The following is a 14978-nucleotide window of genomic DNA, read 5'->3' on the forward strand; positions in this document are numbered from 1 at the left end:
CAGCGGAGCCGAGGGCGCAGCGCGGAGTCCCGCGTCAGGACGCGGTCGGCGCGTCCACCGCCCCACCGAACCGGCGGTTGCGCCCCGCGTACAGCTCGATCGCCTGCCAGAGGTCCACCCGCGAGAAGTCTGGCCACAGCGTGTCGAGGAAGACCATCTCGGCGTACGCCGACTGCCAGAGCAGGAAGTTCGAGGTGCGCTGCTCCCCCGAGCTGCGCACGAACAGGTCGACATCAGGCAGCTCGGGCACGTAGAGCCGCCTGGCGATGAGCTTCTCGGTCACGGCGGTCGGACGGAGTCGGCCGGATGCCACGTCGTCGGCGATCGACCGCACGGCGTCCGTGATCTCGTTCCGTCCGCCGTAGTTGACGCACATCGTTAGCGTCAGGGTGTCGTTGCCCGCCGTGAGCCGCTCGGCGAACTGCAGCTCGTCGATGACCGAGCGCCACAGCCGCGGCTTGCGTCCGGCCCAGCGGATGCGCACGCCCCACTCGTTGAGCTGGTCGCGCCGACGGTGCAGCACGTCGCGGTTGTAGCCCATGAGGAAGCGCACCTCCTCGGGCGAGCGCTTCCAGTTCTCGGTCGAGAACGCGTACACCGAGAGGTGCTTCACGCCGATCTGCACCGCGCCGGCGACCACGTCGAGCAGCGCTGCCTCCCCCGCCTTGTGCCCCTCGATGCGCGTGAGGCCCCGGCGGTTCGCCCAACGTCCGTTGCCGTCCATGACGATCGCGACGTGGTCGGGCACGGACCCCTTCGGGAGCTCGGGCGGGTACAGGCCCGTCCAGTCGATCGGCTTGTAGGGTACGGCGTCTCGGTGCGTGTAGGGCTTCGGGGTCACGTGGTGGTCGCTTCTCTGGAGACGTGCGGCAGCGAGCGGAGTCCGCGCTCGAGGTGCCACTGGGTGTACGCGGCGACGATGCCGCTCGCCTGGTTGCGGTCGACGGATGCCGCGGCCTCCGCGTGCGCCCAGTCGCCGGCGAGCAGGGAGCCGAGCAGGGCCACGGTCGACTTGGCGATGCGCGGCGTTCCGGGCGGGGCGTCGTCGTCGCACACCACGCCGCCGAGCTGCACGACGACCGCGGTGTGCTCCCCCGCGGTGCCGCAGCGCGCGCAGTCCTGGAAGCTCGGAGCCCATCCGGCGAGGGCGAGCGCGCGCAACAGGTAGGAGTCGAGGGTGAGGTTCGCACCGTGCTCGGCGCGGGCGAGGGAGCGCAGGGCGCCGACGAGCAGCAGGTACTGCTGCAGCGATCCCTCGGCCTCGGTGAGCTTGTCGGCCGCCTCGACCATGGCGTTCGCGGCCGTGTACGCCGCGTAGTCCTGCGTGATCTCGGCGCCGTAGGAGCCGAGCGACTCGGCCTGCGTGATCACGTCGAGGGTGCGGCCCTCGTAGAGCTGCAGGTCGGCCACCATGAACGGCTCGAGCCTGGCCCCGAACTTCGAGCCCGTGCGTCGCACGCCCTTGGCGACCGCGCGCACCTTGCCGTGCCGCCTGGTGAGGAGCGTGACGATGCGGTCGGCCTCGCCCAGCTTGTGGGTGCGCAGCACGACGGCTTCATCTCGGTACACGGGCACGCATCGATTCTCCCACCGTCCGCCGTCGCTCCGGCCGCGCCCGCGCACGAGCGGGCCGGATCGGACGGCAGAATGGTCGGGTGACCACGTCGTCCGCGCCGATCCTCGTGACCGGCGGCACCGGCACCCTCGGCCGTGCCGTCGTGCGCGCCCTCACGGCCCGCGGCGACGACGTGCGGGTCCTGAGCCGGAGCGGCGCTCCGGGCACGCTGCGCGGCGACCTCGCGACCGGCGAGGGCGTCGAGGCCGCGCTCGACGGCGTGCGCGCCGTGCTCCACCTCGCGACGACCCTCCACGACGACACCGCGATCACGCGCACGCTCGTCCGGGCCGCGGAGCGCACGGGACGCCCGCGCATCATGTACCAGTCGATCGTCGGCATCGACCGCATCCCGCTGGGCTTCTACGCGGGCAAGCGGGCGTCCGAGCGGCTCGTCGCGGAATCGCGACTGCGATGGACGATCCTCCGGGCCACGCAGTTCCACGACCTCGTGGCGCTCCTCTTCCGGGTGCAGCGCTTCTCCCCCGTGGTGTTCGCGCCCGCGTTCTCCTTCCAATCCATCGCCGTCGAGGACGTGGCACGACGATGGGTCGAACTGCTGGATGCGGATGCCGCGGGCATGGTGCCCGACATCGGCGGCCCCGAGGTCCGCACCGCACGCGATCTCGCGCGCGCCTACCTCGCGGCGCACGGCTCGCGCCGTCCGACGCTGCCGTTCCGGCTGCCGGGGTCGCGCTTCACCGCGTTCGCCTCCGGCGCGAACCTCGTGCCGGGCGAACCGTACGGCCGCATCACGTTCGAGGACTTCCTCGCGTCTCGCGGCGACATCCCGGTGCCTCGCGACCCGCGTGGTACAACCGACGCATGACGCTCGCGCCGTTCGAGATCCCGCTCTGGGCCGACCTCGCGGCGGTGGCCGTCGGCGCGCTGCAGGGCGCGATGTTCGCCGGCCGACTGAAGGAGCGCCGGCTCGACCTGCTCGGCGTCGCGCTCATCGGCATCCTCGTCGGCCTCGGTGGCGGCCTGCTCCGCGACATCCTGCTCAACCAGCTGCCGGCGGCCATGAAGAGCAACTGGTACCTGGTCGTCGCGACGCTGGCGGCGCTGCTCGGGATGGCGCTGCTGCGCCTGTTCACGCGCCTGAACCCGCTCATCATCGCGCTCGACGCGGTCACGATCGGCCTGTTCGCCGCGATCGGCACGACGAAGGCGCTCGCCTACGGGGTGCCCGAGGTTCCGGCCGTGTTCGTGGGCGTCGTGTCGGCCGTCGGCGGATCCATCCTCCGCGACGTGTCGTTGAACCTGCCGATCGCGCTCATGCACGTCGGCTCGCTCTACGCCGTGGCGGCCGCCGCCGGCACCGTGCTCATCGTGGTGCTCGTCGCGCTCGGCGCGAACATCACCGTCGCGGCGACGACGTGCGTCATCGTGACCACCGCGATCCGCCTCGGGTCGGTGCGGTACGGCTGGAGCCTGCCCGAACAACGCGCGATCGCGAGCTGGCGCGTCTGGCGCCGTCCCTGAATCGGGCCACGAACAACGGATGCCGCAGCCACGAGTCCGTGGCGCGGCATCCGCTCGTCGTGTCTAGACGCCGGCCGCCTGGAGCTCGGGCTCGGCGACACGGCTGCCGCGCAGGGCCCGGTTCACGGCCGAGACGACCGCCTTGAGCGACGCCGTGGAGATGTCGGCGTCGACGCCGACGCCCCAGAGCGTGCGGCCCCCGACCTGGCACTCCACGTAGGCCGCGGCGAGGGCGTCGCCTCCGGCCGAGAGGGCGTGCTCGCTGTAGTCCAGCACCCGCACGTCGACGCCTTCGGCGGCGAGCACCGAGAGGAACGCCGCGACCGGGCCGTTGCCCGATCCGTCGGCCTCGACCCGTTCGTCGCCGTCGCGCAGGCCCACGCGCACCCGCACGTCGCCCGTGAGGTCGCTCTCGGTGCGCAGCGACAGCAGCTCGAACCGGCCCCACTTCTCGTCGGGGCGGTCCTGCGGTGCCGGGAGGTACTCGTCGTTGAAGATGCGCCAGATCTCGTCGCTCGAGACCTCGCCGCCCTCGGCGTCGGTCTTGGCCTGCACGACGCCCGAGAACTCGATCTGCAGGCGTCGGGGCAGGTCGAGCGCGTGGTCGGTCTTCAGGAGGTACGCGACGCCGCCCTTGCCCGACTGCGAGTTCACGCGGATGACGGCCTCGTAGCTGCGGCCCAGGTCCTTCGGGTCGACCGGCAGGTAGGGCACCGCCCACTCGAGGTCGTCGACGTCGCCCCCCTGGCGCGCTGCCTCGGCCTCCATCGACTCGAAGCCCTTCTTGATCGCGTCCTGGTGCGAGCCCGAGAACGCCGTGTAGACGAGGTCGCCCGCCCAGGGGCTGCGCTCGTGCACCGGCAGCTGGTTGCAGTACTCGGCGGTGCGCTTGACCTCGTCGATGTCGGAGAAGTCGATCTGCGGGTCGATGCCCTGCGTGAACAGGTTGATGCCGAGGGCGACGAGGTCGACGTTGCCGGTGCGCTCGCCGTTGCCGAACAGGCACCCCTCGATGCGGTCGGCGCCGGCCAGGTAGCCGAGTTCGGCGGCGGCGACGGCGGTGCCGCGGTCGTTGTGGGGGTGCAGCGAGAGGATGACGTTCTCGCGGTGGTTCAGGTGGCGGCTCATCCACTCGATGGAGTCGGCGTAGACGTTGGGCGTCGCCATCTCGACCGTCGCCGGCAGGTTGACGATGACCTTGCGCTCGGGCGTCGGCTCGAAGACCTCGAGCACCTGGTTGCAGACGTCGACGGCGAACTCGAGCTCGGTGCCGGTGTAGCTCTCGGGCGAGTACTCGTAGTACACGGTCGTGCCGGGAACCGTCGCCTCCAGCTCGCGGCACTTCCGGGCGCCGTGCAGGGCGATGTCGATCACGCCCTGCTTGTCGGTGCGGAACACGACGTCGCGCTGGAGGATGCTCGTCGAGTTGTAGAGGTGCACGATCGCCTGCCTGGCGCCGCGGATCGACTCGTAGGTGCGCTCGATCAGGTGGTCGCGCGACTGCGTCAGCACCTGGATGGTGACGTCGTCGGGGATCGCGTCGTCCTCGATGAGGCTGCGCACGAAGTCGAAGTCGGTCTGGCTGGCGCTCGGGAAGCCGACCTCGATCTCCTTGTAGCCCATGCGCACGAGCATGTCGAACATGATGCGCTTGCGCTCGGGGCTCATCGGGTCGATGAGGGCCTGGTTCCCGTCGCGCAGGTCGACGGCGCACCAGCGCGGCGCGGTCGTGATGCGCTTGGCGGGCCACGTGCGATCGGGCAGGTCGACGGCGAACTGCTCGTGATACGGGCGGTACCGATGCACGGGCATCGGCGACGGCTTCTGGCTGTTCTTCATGGGGGTGCTCTTCTCGCTCTACGGATGGATTCAGCCGACGACGAACTCCGCAGCGAGGGAGGCCTGGATTAGGACTCGCTGCGGCAGCTAAGGAGAAGCAGGCCATGAAGCACGGATCAAGGGTAGCACCGACCTCGCGGGCCGGCGCAATCGTGGACGGGCGGATGCCGCGGCCACGCGACATCCGCCCGACGCTCACTCGACCGCGAGCGCGACCACCGGGGCCACCCGCATGGCGCGCCGTGCGGGTGCGATCGACGCGACGAGCGTGAGCAGGCCCGCCGCGAGGAGGAGCCCGCCGAACATGGCCCACGGAATGCCGGGCAGCACGAACGCCGGCTCGCCCTGCACGCCGCCGAGCAGCGACTGGGCACCCGCCCACCCGTAGCCGAAGCCGAGCACGATGCCGGTCACGGTGGCGGCGAGGGTCAGCGCGGCGCTCTCGGCGACGATCATGCGGCGCAGTTGCCTCCGGTCGAACCCGAGAGCACGGAGCAGGCCCAGCTCGCGGGTGCGCTGCATGACGCTGAGCGAGAGGGTGTTCACCATGCCGATCGCGGCGATGACGGCGCTGAACCCGATGAGCACGGTGAACACCGCGATCGTGACGTTGAGCATCTCCTCGATGCCCTGGTACACCTCGGGCTGCACGCGCTGCGCCTCGAGCAGCATCGTGCGGTACGACTCCATGGTCACCGCGAAGGTGGTGACCAGGGTCACCCCGATGACCAGCCCGATCGTCATCCGAGAGCTGCGCTCCGGGTGGCGCACGGCGTTCTCGGCCGCGAGGCGTGCCGCCGGCGAGCCGCCGAGCGCACGGCCGACCAGGCGCAGCACGGGCGGCATCACCACGTGCGCGCCGAGCACGATGCCGGTGAACGAGAGGATGCCGCCGGCCATGCCGACGAGGACGCCGTAGGGCTCGGTGAGTCCCCAGACCACGCCCGCGACGAGCAGGCCCAGGCCGGCCACGAACAGCACGACGGCGCTCGCGTTGCGGACGCGGCGGCGTCCGAGCTCCTCGCGGTCGGGCTCGGCGGAGTTCCCGATCGCCTGGATCGGCCGCACGCGCAGCACGCGTCGGGAGCCGACCCACGACGCCAGCCACGTCGTGATCACGACGGCGATGGCCGGGAGGACGACCGCGGCGTTCAGGTAGTCGTACTCGGTCGCCGGCATGACGTCGTTCGCGACGGCGATCTCCTCGAGCGCGAACGCCAGCCCGGTACCCGCGACGACGCCGATCGCGGCACCGGCGAGCCCGATGCCGAGTCCCTCCTTCGCGATGTGCGCCCGCTGCGCGCGGGCGGTCGAGCCGATGAGGCGCAGGAGCGCGATGAGCCGGGTTCGACCCGCCACCACGGTCGCCACCGTGTTGGCGGTCACGACCGCGCTGACGTACACGGCGATCACGATGAACACCGTCGCGACGATGCCGAGCATGAGGGCGACCGTGTCGCTCTCCCCCGTCACCTCGTCGGCCGCGATGGCCGCGGCGAGGAGGCCGGTGACGTGCAGCAGCGCCACGCCGAACGTGCCGGCGAGCGCCGCGACGAGCAGGGTGGGCCACTGGTCGGCGAACCGTGAGCGCCTCACGCCGCGACCTCCATCGAGAGCATGTACGACGAGATCTCCTCGGCCGTCGACCGCGGTGCGTCGCGCACGATGCGGCCGTCGGCGAGGAAGAGGATGCGGTCGGCGTGGCTCGCGGCCACCGGGTCGTGCGTCACCATCGCGATCGACTGCCCGTAGCCCGCGCTCGCGCCCGCGAGGAGCCCGAGCACCTCGCGTCCGGTGCGGGAGTCGAGGTTGCCGGTCGGCTCGTCGGCGAAGACGAGGTCGGGCCTGGTCGCGAGCGCCCGAGCGATGGCGGCGCGCTGCTGCTGTCCGCCCGAGAGCTCGTGCGGCCGGTGCCGAAGACGTGCGCCGAGTCCCAGGGTCTCGATGAGCTCGTCGATCCAAACCTGCTCGTCGCGGCTGGGCCGGCGGCCGTCGAGCTCGAACGGCAGCAGGACGTTGCCTTCGACGTCGAGCGTCGGCACGAGGTTGAACGCCTGGAAGACGAAGCCGACGCGGCGGCGGCGGAGCACCGTGAGCGCGAAGTCCGAGAGCTCGGTGATGTCGGTGTCGCCGAGCCAGACGCGCCCGGCGGTCGGCGAGTCGAGCCCCGCCATGATGTGCATGAGCGTCGACTTCCCCGAGCCCGACGGACCCATGATGGCCGTGAACTCTCCTCGGCGGAGGCCGAGCGAGACGCCGTCCAGCGCGGTGACCGCGCCCGAGCCGTGTCCGTAGCGCTTGCCGAGGTCGGTGACGCGTGCGATGAGTCCGAGGTCGGATGGTTGGATCTGCATGGGTTCGACGCTACGGCGGGCGCGGGTGCGTGGCATCCGGCCGCGGTCTGGTCTCGGGTCATCCTCGAGGATGACCCGACGCCCTTCGACAGGCTCAGGGACCGACGGGCTCAGGAGCCGTCGCCGAGGTCGTGCTCATAGGCGAACACGACGAGCTGCACGCGATCGCGCAGCGACAGCTTCGCGAGGATTCGGCTGACGTGCGTCTTCACCGTCGCCTCCGACAGGAACTCGGATGCCGCGATCTCGGAGTTCGAGAGGCCGCGCGCCGCGAGCCCGAAGATCTCGCGCTCACGCGGCGTCAACTCGGACCAGGCGGCGGGTGCCGGGCGCAGGCCGCTCCCGCGACCGACGTGCGCGAACAGCTCACGCGTCGCGGCGGCGGCGATGACCTGGTTGCCCTGGTGCACGGTGCGGATCGCGGCGAGCAGGAACTCGGGGTCGGCGTCCTTCAGCACGAACCCGCTCGCGCCCGCCCGGATCGCCCGGGCCGCGTTCTCGTCGAGGTCGAACGTCGTGAGCACGAGGATGCGCGGCGGCGTGCGACCCTCCGCGTCGGCGTCGGCGAGGATCCGCTCGGTCGCGGCGATGCCGTCGAGGAGCGGCATCCGCACGTCCATGAGCATGACGTCGGGTCGGGAACGGGCGGCGAGGGCGATCGCCGCGACGCCGTCGCCCGCCTCCCCCGCGACCTCGAGGTCGGGCTGCGACTCGACGAGCATGCGGACGCCGGCACGGAACAGCGCCTGGTCGTCGACGAGGGCGACGCGGATGCCGGTCATGCGGGCCTCGCCGGCTGGGCCGGGATCCTGGCGGACAGGCGGAACATCCCGTCGTCGCCCGCCTCGGCGCGAAGCGAGCCGCCCGCGAGCTGCGCGCGCTCCTGCATGCCGGGGATGCCGTGCCGGAACGCCGACGCCGAGTCGCCGGCCGCGACATCCGGTCGCAGCGCGTTCACGATCGCGAGGTCGACGCCCGTGTCGTGCCACTCGAGGCGGAGGTCGACCGGCGCCGACGTGTCGCCGTGCCGCAGGGCGTTCGTCAGTCCCTCCTGCACGATGCGGTACACGGCGATCTCGTGCCCGGTGCCGAGTGGCCGTCGCCCACCCGACTCCGTGAAACGCACGTCGAGGCCCGCCGAGCGGACGCGCTCGATGAGCTCGCCGAGATCCTCGAGCACCGGCTGCGGCGCGTCGCCCTCGTGGTGGCGGAGCTCGGCGAGCAGGAGCCGGACGTCGCCGAGCGCACCGCGCGCGACGCCCGCGATCGTGTCGAGCGCCTCGACGGCGGCCTCGGGTCGGGTGCGGGCGGCGAACCTCGATCCGTCGGCCTGGGCGATGACCACGGCCAGCGAGTGGGCGACGACGTCGTGCATGTCCCGTGCGATGCGATTGCGCTCCTGCTCCACGACGTACCGGTACTCCGCGAGCGATCGTTCGCGATTCGCGAGTTCCTCGCGGCGTCGGATGTCGCGCGAGTCGCGCACCGACCGCACGAGGAGCCCTGCCGTCCACGCGAGCACCAGCACGGCGATCGACGCGACGAAGAGGAGCCCGAGCCCGATCGTGGTCCCGACCGCGGTGCTCGTGCTGCCGAGGAGCGCCGCACCGTCGAGCAGCGGCTTCACCACGCCGAGGTAGACGGTCGCGACGACCGCACCGAAACCGGCCGACGCCAGACCGAGCCATTTCACGACCTGATCGCCCCGCGCCGCCGTGGTGTAGAGCACGCCGAGCACGGCCAGGTCGTAGAGCTGCAGGTCCCGCAACGCGGCCATCTGCACGACGGCTGCCGCCCAGGCGATGCCGAGCGAGAGCGCGGGCGAACGCCGCCGCACCGCGAGCGCGCCGGCGAATGCCACCAGTGCCACCAGGTCGGCGACGTTGCCGAGCAGCGCGAACGGCAGGCAGACGAGCCCGAAGAGCACCGCGAGCACGATGTCGGTCGTGATCATGCCGCGGCTCGGGGAGGTGTGCACCGATCCACCGTACGCCGTGCGGCCCGGACACTCGGCCCCGAACGTGCGGAATCATCCTCCGGTCGTACGCCGGCGCAGACGATCGACGCGCACGAAACGTTGGGTCGCAGATCGAAGCTGCGGCCCGCAGAATGGCATCGGAGGCACAGGTGAGAGGCACGAAGACCACGGGCGCGCTGCTCGCGACATCCGCCCTGTTGATGCTGGCCGGCTGCGCCGGTCAGGGCGGCGGTGCGACGGACGGGGACTGGGCTCCCACGCCGCCCGCCCTCCCCGCCGAGGCGACGGCGGTCGGCACCGTGCTCGAGAAGGACGGCACGCCCGAGCTCTGCCTCGGCCCGATCGCGGAGTCGTACCCGCCGCAGTGCGGCGGACCCGAGGTCATCGGCTGGGACTGGGACGCCGTGGAGGGCGAGGAGACCGCTTCGAACGTGACCTGGGGCGCCTACGCCGTGTGGGGCGACTGGAACGGCGAGACCTTCACGATCACCCGGGAGCCCGTGCTCGCCGCGCTGTACGACCCGATGGTCGACCCCGACGCGCCGAACCCGTGGGACGACTCGCTCCCGCCGGGGGCCCTTCCCGAGTCCGAGGCGACGGTCGTGCAGGCCGAACTCGAGGACGTCATGCCGGGCGTCCTGGCGACGGTGTTCGTGAACGGACGCGTCGTCGTCGAGGTGATGTACGACGACGGCAGCCTGCAGGCGCAGCTCGACGAGCGCTACGGGGACGATGCCGTCGTCGTGATCCCGAGCCTGAAGCCCGTCGACGCCGGATGACACGCGCGGGCGTCAGCGCGCGCGGCGTCAGAACCCGAGCCGGCCGAGCTGCTTCGGGTCGCGCTGCCAGTCCTTCGCGACCTTCACGTGCAGGGCGAGGTAGACCTTGCGGCCGAGGAGCGCCTCGATCTGGGCGCGCGCCGTGGCGCCCACCTCGCGCAGGCGTTGCCCGCCCTTGCCGATGATGATGCCCTTCTGGCTGTCGCGCTCGACGAAGACGTTCGCGTAGATCTCGAGGAGGTCCTTGTCCTCCCGCTCGATCATGTCGTCGACGGTCACGGCGATCGAGTGCGGCAGCTCGTCGGAGACGCCCTCGAGCGCGGCCTCCCGCACGAACTCCGCGATGCGCTCGGCGGTGTCCTCGTCGGTGCGGGCCTCGGCCGGGTAGAGCGGATGCTCCGACACGGGCATGAGCTTCAGGAGCTCGTCGACGAGGACGTCGAGCTGCTCGCCCCTCGGCGCCGACACGGGGATGATCGCGTCCCACTCCCGGAGCTCGGAGACGGCCAGCAACTGCTCGGCCACCTTCGATTTCGCCGCGGCATCCGTCTTGGTGACGATCGCCACCTTCCGGGCGCGCGGATACTGGTCGAGCTGCTCGTTGATGAAGCGGTCGCCCGGTCCGATGGCCTCGTTCGCGGGCACGCAGAACGCGATGACGTCGACGTCGCCGAGGGTCGACTGCACGAGCGTGTTCAGACGCTCGCCGAGGAGGGTCCGCGGCCGGTGCAGCCCCGGGGTGTCGACGAGGATGAGCTGCCCGTGCTCGCGGTGCACGATGCCCCGGATGGCGCGGCGCGTCGTCTGCGGCTTCGAGCTCGTGATCGCGACCTTCTCGCCGACGAGGGCATTGGTGAGGGTCGACTTGCCGACGTTCGGCCGCCCGACGATCGAGACGAACCCGGCACGGTACTCAGCCACGGTGGTTCCTTCCTTCGAGCTCGCCCGTGTCGAACGCCGACTGCGCGTCGATGAGCGCCTGGTCGCGTTCGACGAGGATCGTCGCGATGCGCTTGCGGCGCCCCTCGGTGCGTTCGGCCTCGAGGATCAGCCCCGACACGGTCACGCGCTCGCCGGGAAGCGGTAGGTGGCCGAGCTCCTTGGCGAGCAGCCCGCCCGCGGAATCGACGTCCTCGTCCTCGAGGTCGAGCCCGAACAACTCGCCGAGCTCGTCGATCGGCAGGCGCGCGTTGACGCGGTACCGGCCGTCGCCGAGCTCTTCCACCTGCGCCGCCTCCCGGTCGTACTCGTCGGAGATGTCGCCGACGAGCTCTTCGATGAGGTCCTCGAGGGTCGCGAGACCGGCGATGCCGCCGTACTCGTCGACCACCATCGCGAGGTGGTTCGACTCGAGCTGCATCTGGCGCAGCAGCGCGTCGGCCTTCATCGAATCGGGCACGAACAGGGCCGGACGCGCGAGTTCGCCGACGGTGAGCGCCTCGGCGTCGAGCGGCCGCTCGAAGCTCAGCCGCGCGAGGTCGCGGAGGTACAGGATGCCGGTCACGTCGTCGGCGTCCTTCGCGATCACCGGGATGCGCGAGAAGCCCGCCTTCAGGAAGAGCGCCATCGCCTGCGCGAGGTGCGCCGTGGCATCGATCGTGATCATGTCGGTGCGTGGCACCATCACCTCGCGCACCACCGTGTCGTTGAACTCGAAGATCGAGTGGATGAGCTCGCGGTCGCCCTCCTCGAGCACCTCCAGCTCGGTCGCCTCGTCGACCATGCTGAGCAGCTGCTCCTCGCTCGACACGCCGGCGAACCGGATGCGGCCCGGCGTCACGCGGTTGCCGAGCGACACGAGGGCGTTCGCGAGCGGACCGAGCAGCACGCGCAGGAAATGCACCAGCGGGGCGGTCAGCCGGAGCACCGTCGCCGGATGTGCGCGCCCGACGCTGCGCGGACTCGCGCCCACGAGCACGAACGAGACCGCCGTCATGATGAGCGCCGAGTACAGCAGCACGAGCCACACGTTGTCGACGAACGTCGCGAACGCGAGCGTGACGAGCACCGCCGCCGTCGTCTCGGCGATGATGCGCATGAAGTTCACGGCGTTCACGTGCGCGCCCGCGTCGTCGGCGATCGCGAGGAGCGAGCGACGCGCACGCGATGCGATCGCGAGCTCGGTGACATCCGCTCGCGAGCTCGCGCCGATCGCCGAGTCCACGGCCGCCATGAGGCCGCCGAACGCGACGAGCACGATGGCCGCTCCGATGAAGAGCCAGGGCTGCATGGTCAGCGACGCCGCTCCTGCATCGTGAAGCCCACGAGGAGGTCGCGCTGGATGCCGAACATCTCCTTCTCCTCGGCCGGCTCGGCGTGATCGAATCCCAGCAGGTGCAGGAGGCCGTGCGTCGTGAGCAGCAGCAGCTCGTCGGAGAGCGGATGCCCCGCCGTCTTCGCCTGCGCCTCGGCGACCTGCGGGCACAGCACGATGTCGCCGAGCAGCCCCGGCGGGGCGGGCTGGTCCTCTGTGCCTGGCCGGAGCTCGTCCATGGGGAAGCTCAGCACATCGGTCGGCCCGGGCTCGTCCATCCACTGCACGTGCAGCTGCTCCATCGCACCCTCGTCGACGAGCACGATCGCGAGCTCCGCGTCGGGGTGCACGTGCATGGCATCGAGCACGTAGACCGCGAGTCGCTGGAGCGCGGCCTCGTCGACCTCGATGCCGGACTCGTTGTTGACCTCGATGCTCACGACTTGCCCTTCCGCGGCAGGTGGTCGCGGGGCGCGTTGCCCCGGCGCTCGGCCCGGTTCGCGAACTCGCGCGCCTGTTCGCGCTCGAAGCGCTGCGCCTGCGATCGCTGGTCGAACTCGGTGTACGCGTCGACGATGCGGCTGACGAGCGTGTGGCGCACCACGTCGTCGCTCGTGAGACGCGCGAAGTGGATGTCGTCGATGTTCTCGAGGATGCGGGTCACGATGCGCAGGCCGCTCGAGCCGCCCGGCAGGTCGATCTGCGTGATGTCGCCGGTCACGACCATCTTCGAGCCGAACCCGAGTCGCGTGAGGAACATCTTCATCTGCTCTGGCGTCGTGTTCTGGGCCTCGTCGAGCACGACGAACGAGTCGTTGAGTGTTCGGCCGCGCATGTAGGCGAGAGGTGCGACCTCGACGGTGCCCGAGGCGAGGAGCTTCGGCACCAGCTCGGGGTCCATCATCTCGTTCAGGGCGTCGTAGAGCGGACGCAGGTACGGATCGATCTTCTCGGTGAGCGTTCCGGGCAGGAAGCCGAGCCGCTCCCCCGCCTCGACGGCCGGCCGGGTGAGGATGATGCGGTTCACCTCCTTGCGCTGCAGCGCCTGCACGGCCTTCGCCATGGCGAGGTAGGTCTTGCCCGTTCCGGCCGGGCCGATACCGAAGACGATGGTGTTCTCGTCGATCGCGTCGACGTACTGCCGCTGGCCCTCGGTCTTCGGCCGGATCGTCTTGCCGCGGGCGGAGACGATGACCTGTCCGAGCATCTCGCTCGGTTTGGCGTTCGGATCGGCATCGAGCATCCGGGCGGAGCTCCTCACTTCGGTGGGTGTCGGGTCCTGGCCGCTGCGCACGAGCTCCAGGAGTTCTTCGATGAGGCGGCGCACGCGCAGGCGCTCCTCGGTCTCGCCGCGGATGGCGATCTCGTTGCCGCGCACGTGCACCTCGATGTCGGGGTACTCGCGCTGGATCGACGAGAGCAGCCGATCCTGCGGCCCGAGGAGCCGCACCATGGCGATGCCGTCGATGCGGAGCCGTTCCTCGTCGTCGCGGACTGGCCGCGGTGCGGCGGCGTCGGCCTCTGGACCCTGCGGATCAGCCGGCAAGCGATGCCTCCTCGAGGCCGCCCGCGAGGACGTGGGCGTGCACGTGGAACACGGTCTGGCCCCCGCCCGGACCCGTGTTGAAGATGAGGCGGAAGTCGCCGTCGGCGAGGTCGGCGGCGATGCCGTTCGCCACGTCGACGAGCTCCGCGAGCAGCGCGGGGTCGGCCGACGCGAGTTCGACCACGTCGCGGTAGTCACCGCGCTTGGGTGTGACGATGACGTGCACCGGGGCCTTGGGAGCGATGTCGTGGAACGCGATCACCCGGTCGGTCTCGGCGACGATCCGCGCGGGGATCTCGCGCGCGGCGATGCGTTCGAAGAGGGTCGGCTCGGCACCGGATGCGGTCATCCTCCCATCGTAGCGACGGATGCCTCACCACCGCCCGAGCGCGACGTTGAGCACGGCGATCGCCGCCGGCCCCGCGGTGGAGGTGCGCAGCACGGATGCCCCGAGCCGCACCGGTTCGGCCCCGGCCGCGACGAGGCGTTCCAGCTCGGCGGGCGCGATGCCGCCCTCGGGCCCCACGACGAGGGCGAGGTCGCGGCCGTCGGGTCGCAGGTCGGTGAGCGCCGCCGCCGCGGTCGGCTCGAGCACGAGCACGCGCGCGTCGCCAAGCCTGGTGGGCAGCTCGGCCGTCGCGGTGACCGGTGCGACCTCGGGAAGTCGCGAGCGGATCGACTGCTTGACGGCCTCGCGCACGATGGCGGCCCAGCGCTGCCGGCCCTTCTCGGCCTTCGGCCCCTCCCAGCGCGAGACCGACCGCGACGCGGCCCAGGGCACCACGGCGTCGACGCCGAGCTCGGTCGCCGCCTGCACCGCGAGCTCGTCACGGTCGCCCTTCGCCAGGGCCTGCACGAGCGTGATGCGCGGCGTGGGCGCCTCCTCGACGACGACCTCGGCCGCCTCGAGCACGAGCTCGCGCGCCCCCGTCGACGACACGACGCCGTGCACCACGGTGCCGCGGCCGTCGCCGATCGCGAGGCGCTCGCCGGGGCGCACCCGCGACACGGTGACGGCATGCCGCGCCTCGTCGCCGGTGAGCTCGACCGAGTCGCCCGGCGCGATGCGGGACAGGTCGAGCGACTCGTCGAGGTACAGATGGCTCATCGCGACATCCCCTGGTTCCC

The 14978-nt window shown here is 71.3% G+C and carries 16 protein-coding genes; 3 read left to right on the forward strand and 13 right to left on the reverse strand.

Features of this window, described 5'->3' with window-relative positions:
- Positions 1–34 precede the first annotated feature (34 nt).
- Both EZM51_RS04900 and recO read right to left on the reverse strand, forming a co-directional pair.
- Positions 35–841: an isoprenyl transferase gene (locus EZM51_RS04900; RefSeq protein ID WP_136707118.1), complete on the reverse strand. Its 807-nt coding sequence runs from the start codon at positions 839–841 to the stop codon at positions 35–37.
- Positions 838–1575, reverse strand: a complete 738-nt coding sequence (recO, locus tag EZM51_RS04905; protein WP_136707119.1) for a DNA repair protein RecO — start codon at positions 1573–1575, stop codon at positions 838–840. Before recO ends, EZM51_RS04900 begins: the two co-directional genes overlap by 4 nt.
- A gap of 80 nt (positions 1576–1655) precedes the next feature.
- Between recO and EZM51_RS04910 the strand changes: the two genes are divergently transcribed.
- Complete coding sequence (locus EZM51_RS04910) at positions 1656–2444, forward strand: SDR family oxidoreductase (protein WP_136707120.1); 789 nt, start codon at positions 1656–1658, stop codon at positions 2442–2444.
- Positions 2441–3100 carry a TRIC cation channel family protein gene (locus tag EZM51_RS04915; protein ID WP_136707121.1) on the forward strand — a complete coding sequence of 220 codons (660 nt, stop codon included), beginning with the start codon at positions 2441–2443 and terminating at the stop codon, positions 3098–3100. The genes EZM51_RS04910 and EZM51_RS04915 overlap by 4 nt, the downstream gene beginning before the upstream one ends.
- A gap of 63 nt (positions 3101–3163) precedes the next feature.
- Here the strand turns inward: EZM51_RS04915 and leuA are convergent, their stop codons facing one another.
- The 5 genes from leuA to EZM51_RS04940 all read right to left on the reverse strand — a co-directional run bounded on the left by leuA (position 3164) and on the right by EZM51_RS04940 (position 9271).
- Positions 3164–4939, reverse strand: coding sequence for a 2-isopropylmalate synthase (leuA, locus tag EZM51_RS04920; protein ID WP_136707122.1), 1776 nt, complete (start codon positions 4937–4939; stop codon positions 3164–3166).
- Positions 4940–5134: 195 nt separating this feature from the next.
- The gene (locus EZM51_RS04925) at positions 5135–6535 is read right to left on the reverse strand and encodes an ABC transporter permease (RefSeq protein WP_136707123.1); all 1401 of its coding nucleotides are present in this window, start codon (positions 6533–6535) and stop codon (positions 5135–5137) included.
- Entirely contained in the window at positions 6532–7293 is a 762-nt protein-coding gene (locus tag EZM51_RS04930; protein WP_136707124.1) for an ABC transporter ATP-binding protein, read from the reverse strand. The genes EZM51_RS04925 and EZM51_RS04930 overlap by 4 nt, the downstream gene beginning before the upstream one ends.
- A gap of 110 nt (positions 7294–7403) precedes the next feature.
- Positions 7404–8075 carry a response regulator transcription factor gene (locus tag EZM51_RS04935; protein WP_136707125.1) on the reverse strand — a complete coding sequence of 224 codons (672 nt, stop codon included), beginning with the start codon at positions 8073–8075 and terminating at the stop codon, positions 7404–7406.
- On the reverse strand, positions 8072–9271 hold the full coding sequence (locus EZM51_RS04940; RefSeq protein ID WP_211195815.1) for a histidine kinase: 1200 nt from the start codon (positions 9269–9271) through the stop codon (positions 8072–8074). The genes EZM51_RS04935 and EZM51_RS04940 overlap by 4 nt, the downstream gene beginning before the upstream one ends.
- 149 nt (positions 9272–9420) lie before the next feature.
- Here EZM51_RS04940 and EZM51_RS04945 point away from each other — a divergent pair, with 149 nt between their 5' ends.
- Entirely contained in the window at positions 9421–10050 is a 630-nt protein-coding gene (locus tag EZM51_RS04945) for a hypothetical protein (RefSeq protein WP_136707126.1), read from the forward strand.
- A 27-nt stretch (positions 10051–10077) separates the two neighbouring features.
- Here the strand turns inward: EZM51_RS04945 and era are convergent, their stop codons facing one another.
- The 6 genes from era to EZM51_RS04975 form a co-directional block, all read right to left on the reverse strand.
- Complete coding sequence (gene era, locus EZM51_RS04950) at positions 10078–10971, reverse strand: GTPase Era (RefSeq protein ID WP_136707127.1); 894 nt, start codon at positions 10969–10971, stop codon at positions 10078–10080.
- Positions 10964–12280: a hemolysin family protein gene (locus tag EZM51_RS04955; protein ID WP_136707128.1), complete on the reverse strand. Its 1317-nt coding sequence runs from the start codon at positions 12278–12280 to the stop codon at positions 10964–10966. Before EZM51_RS04955 ends, era begins: the two co-directional genes overlap by 8 nt.
- 2 nt (positions 12281–12282) lie before the next feature.
- A complete protein-coding gene (gene ybeY, locus EZM51_RS04960; protein ID WP_136707129.1) occupies positions 12283–12744 on the reverse strand; it encodes an rRNA maturation RNase YbeY in 462 nt (153 codons plus the stop codon).
- Positions 12741–13757 (reverse strand): PhoH family protein, encoded by a 1017-nt coding sequence (locus EZM51_RS04965; RefSeq protein ID WP_136707302.1) that lies wholly within the window; start codon positions 13755–13757, stop codon positions 12741–12743. Before EZM51_RS04965 ends, ybeY begins: the two co-directional genes overlap by 4 nt.
- An 82-nt stretch (positions 13758–13839) precedes the next feature.
- On the reverse strand, positions 13840–14199 hold the full coding sequence (locus EZM51_RS04970; protein WP_136707130.1) for an HIT domain-containing protein: 360 nt from the start codon (positions 14197–14199) through the stop codon (positions 13840–13842).
- Positions 14200–14223: 24 nt separating this feature from the next.
- A complete protein-coding gene (locus EZM51_RS04975; protein ID WP_136707131.1) occupies positions 14224–14958 on the reverse strand; it encodes a 16S rRNA (uracil(1498)-N(3))-methyltransferase in 735 nt (244 codons plus the stop codon).
- Between the last annotated feature and the right edge of the window lie 20 nt (positions 14959–14978).

Source organism: Agromyces sp. H66, from assembly GCF_004959775.1.
Lineage (GTDB): Bacteria > Actinomycetota > Actinomycetes > Actinomycetales > Microbacteriaceae > Agromyces.